The organism is Streptomyces sp. NPDC004561 (assembly GCF_053602155.1).
Genome location: NZ_JBSGDB010000525.1, coordinates 1 through 5,731, shown reverse-complemented (window position 1 = coordinate 5,731; position 5,731 = coordinate 1). Strand labels below are relative to the sequence as shown.

The window sequence follows — 5,731 nt, the reverse complement described above, 5'->3', positions numbered from 1 at the left end:
GGGCGGGCGGGCGCCGCAGCGGGAACCGGAAGCCGCCGGCGGCACGGCGGCGCGGCAGGACCACGACGGGTGAGAGCGCCTGGTCCCATGGCTGCGCGCCGGGGGAGGGAACGGTGCTTTCCGCAGTCACGAGTGGATGGACTCCCTGCACTCGGAGGACACGGGCGGGACTGTTTCGCTGTTCACCCCGGCGGCGTGGCCGAGGAGTTCGCGGTAGAGGGCCGCGACCCGCTCGGCGGTGTGCCGCACGTCGTGCGTGGCCAGGACATGCCGGCGCCCCTGGTCGCCGAGCGCCGTGCGCAGCGGCGGGTCGGCCAGCAGCCGGGCGACCGCCCCGGCCAGCGCCACCGGGTCCTCCGGCGGGACCAGGCAGTGCGCGGCGAGGGCGGCCGGGAGGCTCTCGCGGGCGCCGTCGACGTCGGTGAGCACGACGGGCCGACCGCAGCCCAGCGCCTCCAGCGGGGCGAGCGCCATGCCCTCCCAGCGCGAGGGCAGCACCACCAGGTCGGCGGCCCGGTACCAGGGCACGCTGTCGGCGACCGCGCCGGTGAAGCGCACGGAGGGGTGGGCCCGTTGGCGTAACACCTCGCGGTCCGGGCCGTCGCCGACCAGCACCAGGCGGGCCGTCGGCACCACGGCGAGGATCTGCTCCCAGGCCCGCAGCAGTACGTCCTGCCCCTTCTGGCGGCAGAGGCGTCCGACGCACACGACGACGGGCGCCGCCTCTGTCTCGCGTTCGGCGGCCGGTGCGTGCGGGACGTCCTCGGTGGCGCCCGGTGGGGGAGCGGGGGAGAAGCGGTCGACGTCGACGCCGTTGGGGACGACCGCGTACGCGGCGCGTACCCCGGCGCGCAGACCGGTCGCGCGCTCGGCCTCGCTGACGCACAGCACTCGGCCGGCCCAGCGCGCCCCCCACCGCTCCCAGCGCAGCGCCAGTGCCGAGGTGAGTCCGCCGACCGCCTCGAACGACCATGCGTGCGGCTGGAACACGGTCGGCACACGGCCGCGGACGGCGAGCCGGCCGGCCAGTCCCGCCTTCGCACTGTGCGCGTGCACCAGTTCGGGCCGTACCTCGTCGACCAGACGTACGAGCCGCCGTACCTCGCCCGGCAGCCCCGGACCGGGGGACCGGCCGGCCCGCCACTCGCGGACGTCGGCGCCCAGCTCCGCGAGGCCCGCGGCCAGTTCGCCGCCGGGGCAGGCCACCGTCACCCGCAGACCCGCCGCGAGCTGGGCCTTCGTCAGGTCCAGCAGGACCCGGGCGACACCGCCGTCGACGGGCTGCGCGAGGTGCAGGATCCGCGGCCGAGGGCCGGGTGCTGACTGGTGCATACGCGGGATACCTCGCTCACGGGGGCGCTCGGGAGTGTGGTCGGGAACGCGCCTCACACGTGCGCGTGGACGGCGGCGAAGCGCGCGCCGGCCCACACCGCGTCCGGGTGGGAAACGAGCCGGAAGCCCGGCTGGTCACCACCGGGCCGCCGGGTTGGGCCGCGATCGAACACATCGGCGCCGTGCCCGAGCGTCTCGGCGTACGCCGGACGCAGCCCCTCCGGTACGTCGCCGGGTTCGCCTTTCGTGGAGGTCGGTACTGCGTCCGAGGGGCCGCCGGTGCCGCGCGGAGCGACGGGCGCACGCCGGAGCCCGGCGGGGAGTGCGCGCGAGTCGCCTGTCGAACACGGTGGCGGAGCCAGGTACTTGCGCATGACCGGCGGCGCCCTTTCGCACGTGCTGGAGAGGTCCGCAACAGTAGTGGCCATCCGGACCAATGCGGAGAACAAGGTCAAGTGTGTCGGAATCGTGAAGGCGACTCTCTTCGCGCATCACCCCATTGGCGGCACAACCCCTTGAGGCGCCACGCGTTGACACAGCGCCGGGCATCCCGCCCGCATGTTGTGTCGATTCCAAGGAGTACCTCTCCATGTCGCGTATCGCGAAGGGTCTGGTCCTGACCTCCGCCGCCGTCGCGGCCGTCGCCGGCGGCGCCGGCCTGGCCGCCGCCAACTCCGACGCGCACGGTGCCGCCGCCACCTCCCCTGGTGTGCTGTCGGGCAATGTCGTCGAGGTTCCGGTCCACATTCCGGTCAACGCCTGCGGTGACACGGTCGACGTCGTCGGCCTGCTGAACCCGGCCTTCGGCGACACCTGCGTCAACGGCTGACGCCGGGGCGCAGCCCCTTCGACCGGCCGCCGGTCCCGCGTGTCCGTCGCGGGGCGGGCGGCCGGTTTGCGTCTCCCTCGGACGGATCACGGAACGTAGCGAGCGGTTGCGGAGAGCGATCGGTGAATCGACGGTGGGCTCAGGTCCCGAAATTCACCGAAAGGAATACCCATGCGTGGTCAACCCGCGTGGCGTCTTGCGTCCACCGCCCTTTGCGCCACTGTCCTTATCGGCATCACCGGTCCGGCCGCCGTGGCCGGGGATTCGGCGCGGGAACGCGCCGATACCGCCTCCCGGGCGGCTGTCCCTGGAGCGGACAAACTGCTCGCCCAGATCAGTGCCCTGAGTGCCACCGGCTCCGTTCCCCGTCCGGTCGTCGATCTGCTCAACCAGTCCCTGATGCAGGGCAAGTTGCCCGCCGACGAAGCCCGAAGGCTCGGCGACGCGGCGAAGAAATCCATTGCCGATGCGATGACGAACCGCCACTCCCGGGCCACCCGGAAGGTCGCCGCCACCCCGACTGCTGCGGCGACTCCCGCGGCCACCAAGCCGACGGCGACTGCGACTCCGGCTGCTGCCACACCGACGGCCGCTGCGGCGACTCCGACGGCTACGGCGAAGCCCGCGGCGACGGCGACCCCGGCGGCGCACGCGTCCCCGGCGGCCACCGCGACGCCCACCGCCACCACGGCCCCGACCAACTCCGCTGCTCCGACCAACTCCGCCGCTCCGACCACCCCCGCGAAGCCGTCGGTGTCCGCGAGTTCGTCCGTGCCCGCCGCCACCCCGTCGGCGTCCGCCGCCCTGGCCAAGCAGTTCGACGACGGCAAGTCGCGCGTGGTGCGTGACGCCACGAGCGACGCGATCAGCGCGCTGGACGCCGCGATCGACAACCTGGTGAAGGCGATCACCTCCGAAGCCGACCAGGTGGTCTCGTCCGCCACCGGCGTGGTGAACGACGTGGTGGACCTGCTGACTTCGACCCTCCTCGGCGCCGCCGAGCTGCCGACGCCCAGCGCCTCGGTGCCCTCCCTGCCCGCGACGCCGAGTCTCCCTGCGACCCCCAGTCTCCCTGCGACGCCGAGCCTGCCCGCAACGCCGAGCCTTCCTGCGACCCCGAGTCTGCCCACGACCCCGAGCCTGCCCGCAACGCCGAGCCTTCCTGCGACCCCGAGTCTGCCCACGACCCCGAGCCTCCCCGCCACGCCGAGCCTCCCCGCCACGCCGAGCCTCCCCGCCACGCCGAGCCTCCCTGCGACCCCGAGCCTGCCCGCGATCGGGTGACGCGAGACGTCCGACCCTCTCTCAGCCGTCGTGCCACCGGGCGCGACGGCTGAGGGCCTTTCCGGCGGCCGGTTCCCGGCGCTCCCAAGGGATCTCATATGTCTTCTCGGCCCGGGGTTTCCGGCCCGGGGAGGGCTCGTTAGGCACGGTGTCCGAATTCCCTGGGGTGACTTGAGTTGCCGAAGAAAGGAACACGATGAAGTCCCTGAAGGCTGCCGCCGTCGTTGCCGGTTCCGTGGCCCTCGCCGGCGTGACCGCGCCCGCGTTCGCCCACAACACCGCCGATCTGACGCCCACCAGCCTCAACGGCGCCGTCAACCAGCTCACCAAGGGCCCCCTCACCGTGCACGACGTGATGCCGCTGCAGCACCAGTCGAACGCGCTCGACACCGAGAACAAGGACTCCCTGCTCAACACGGTCAAGGGCGCCACCACCGCGGTGAACCAGCACAACCCGCTGCTCGGCGGCCTGCCCCTGCAGAGCTGACACCCCGGCTTGCGCACCGGGCCGGTACCGCACCCGCGGCACCGGCCCCGGCCCGTTCGAGGGCGTTTCCCTCAATCGTGTGGAGCCCCCCGGGCCACTGGTCCGGAAGGGTGAGAAGCCGCCGGGCGACGCGCGGACGCGTCGATAAGGTCGCGCGGTGACCTCAACCTCAACCGAAATCCGTCCCGCCGACCTCGGCACGCTCGTCGTCCTGGCCTGGAGCGGCGAGGCCCCCGACGGCACCGACATGCCCTACCTGCTGGCCTACTCCCTCGGGGACGCCGCGGGCGGTCCGGAGGCCACGGCGGCCGCGGTGGAGCAGCTGCTGGTGAGCAACGGGCTGCCCGTCGGCGGCGAACTGGTCGACGGCGCCACCAAGCCCAGCCTCCCCGTCGGCCTGCTGGTCGAGGCCGGCCAGGCCGTCGTCCGGATGCCGCAGCTGGTCGCCCAGGCCGACGCGCCGCCGGAGTGGCTCGCCGCCGTCGCCCGGCGCGGCTACGCCTACCTCGTCTTCACCACCCGCGCCTGGCCCGAGGGCAGGCCCGGCGAGGTCGTCGCGCCGGCCGCGCTGGCCGCGTTCGCCGGTGCCGAGCAGACCCTGACCGCCGCCGCGCACGTCATCCTTCCGGCTCGCAGCCTGCGCGGCTGATGCCCCGAACCCCGGTCGACGGCAAGGGTTTCGGCCTCCGTCTCGCACTCACCGGGGCGGGTGGTGTCCTGCGGCGGCGTGATGAAGAGCCATCAGGCCTCGGTGTTCGGGTTCCCCAACCCGATGCCGGGCCTGGTGGCCTACGGCATCGTCGTCTGCCTCGGCGTCGGCCTGCCGGCCGGCGCCCGCTTCCGGCATGCTCGTACTGACGCGCTGGTGGGACTTCTGGACGAGCTGAAGAATGACCAGCCGACTACTGGGGCGGTCGGGGGAATTGCGAACCGACGCCGTTTTCCGCCTCGTGGGACGCCAGTTACGCGGTACGGACGTCGAACCCCGCATTCCGAAAGGGACCGTACCTGACATGAAGCCGACCACCCGAGGATCCCTCGCCGCCGTCATCACGGGCGTCGCCGCCGCCGTCGCGGCCGGGGCCACCCCCGCCGCCGCGGTCGGCTCGGTCCCCGTCCCCGTGCCGCTGAACGGCGTCTCGCAGTCCCTCGGCGTGGAGGCGCCCAAGGCCGGTCTGGAGCTGCCGCTGCCGACGCCGGGCTCGCCCGGCGGCCCGCGCTTCGTCACCGGCAGCCTGCTGCCCGACCGGGTCCTGCCCCGGCTGCCGGTCGACGGCGCCCTGCCCGGCGGCGGTGTGCGGGCGCCCCTGCCGCGGGTGCTCGGCGACCGGTTCGACCACGTCGGCGTCGAGGCCCCCGCCTCCGGCCTGCGCACCCTCGGCCCCGGCCTGGACGTGGACGCCCCGCTGACCGCGCCCGACCCGCACCACTTCGGTCTGCCCGGCCTCAAGCTCCCCCGGGCGGGCGTCGTCGCCCCGGCCGTGCGCACCGTCGCCGGCGGGAGCCTGGGCGCGGGCCCCGGACTGTAGGGACGCACGGCACCCACCGTATGGCCCTTTGGTGGTGACCCCGTCCGCCCCCGGCCGGTTAGGGCGGTACGGACATCTGAACCCGGACGAGGAGCGAGCGATGGTCGTCGATGTGGGCGGAGCGGCGGTGGGCGCGGAGCGGCAGGCCAGAGTGGGGACGGCGGTACCGGCACGGAGAGAGGTGACGCGGGGTCTGCTGGCCTCCGTCGCCGCCCTGGCCCTGGCCCCGGTCGTCGCGGCCTCACGGCCCGCCGGGCGGACCGGGCAGCA

The 5,731-nt window shown here is 74.1% G+C and carries 6 protein-coding genes and 1 pseudogene; 5 read left to right on the top strand and 2 right to left on the bottom strand.

The features are described 5' to 3' along the window. Nucleotides 1-126: 126 nt before the first annotated feature. Nucleotides 127-1,332, bottom strand: a complete 1,206-nt coding sequence (locus ACWEN3_RS39750; protein WP_452981600.1) for a glycosyltransferase — start codon at nt 1,330-1,332, stop codon at nt 127-129. Between the two features lie 589 nt (nt 1,333-1,921). Here ACWEN3_RS39750 and ACWEN3_RS39745 point away from each other — a divergent pair. Beyond that, entirely contained in the window at nt 1,922-2,161 is a 240-nt protein-coding gene (locus tag ACWEN3_RS39745; RefSeq protein ID WP_452981597.1) for a chaplin, read from the top strand. A gap of 179 nt (nt 2,162-2,340) precedes the next feature. Here the strand turns inward: ACWEN3_RS39745 and ACWEN3_RS39740 are convergent, their stop codons facing one another. Then, complete coding sequence (locus ACWEN3_RS39740; protein ID WP_452981594.1) at nt 2,341-3,402, bottom strand: hypothetical protein; 1,062 nt, start codon at nt 3,400-3,402, stop codon at nt 2,341-2,343. A 239-nt stretch (nt 3,403-3,641) separates the two neighbouring features. Between ACWEN3_RS39740 and ACWEN3_RS39735 the strand changes: the two genes are divergently transcribed. The 4 genes and pseudogenes from ACWEN3_RS39735 to ACWEN3_RS39720 all read left to right on the top strand — a co-directional run bounded on the left by ACWEN3_RS39735 (nt 3,642) and on the right by ACWEN3_RS39720 (nt 5,461). Next, nucleotides 3,642-3,932, top strand: a complete 291-nt coding sequence (locus ACWEN3_RS39735; protein WP_452981592.1) for a hypothetical protein — start codon at nt 3,642-3,644, stop codon at nt 3,930-3,932. Between the two features lie 157 nt (nt 3,933-4,089). Beyond that, the gene (locus ACWEN3_RS39730) at nt 4,090-4,581 is read left to right on the top strand and encodes a DUF5949 family protein (protein WP_452981589.1); all 492 of its coding nucleotides are present in this window, start codon (nt 4,090-4,092) and stop codon (nt 4,579-4,581) included. A 60-nt stretch (nt 4,582-4,641) separates the two neighbouring features. Continuing rightward, nucleotides 4,642-4,773, top strand: a pseudogene (locus tag ACWEN3_RS39725) (vitamin K epoxide reductase family protein); the annotation flags it as partial. Between the two features lie 172 nt (nt 4,774-4,945). After that, the gene (locus ACWEN3_RS39720; protein WP_452981586.1) at nt 4,946-5,461 is read left to right on the top strand and encodes a hypothetical protein; all 516 of its coding nucleotides are present in this window, start codon (nt 4,946-4,948) and stop codon (nt 5,459-5,461) included. Nucleotides 5,462-5,731 lie beyond the last annotated feature (270 nt).

Excerpts from the sequence above, each read along its gene's own strand:
- ACWEN3_RS39750 (WP_452981600.1), bottom strand. The coding sequence starts at position 1,332 with ATGCACCAGTCAGCACCCGGCCCTCGGCCGCGGATCCTGCACCTCGCG.
- ACWEN3_RS39735 (WP_452981592.1), top strand. The coding sequence starts at position 3,642 with ATGAAGTCCCTGAAGGCTGCCGCCGTCGTTGCCGGTTCCGTGGCCCTC.
- ACWEN3_RS39745 (WP_452981597.1), top strand. The coding sequence starts at position 1,922 with ATGTCGCGTATCGCGAAGGGTCTGGTCCTGACCTCCGCCGCCGTCGCG.
- ACWEN3_RS39720 (WP_452981586.1), top strand. The coding sequence starts at position 4,946 with ATGAAGCCGACCACCCGAGGATCCCTCGCCGCCGTCATCACGGGCGTC.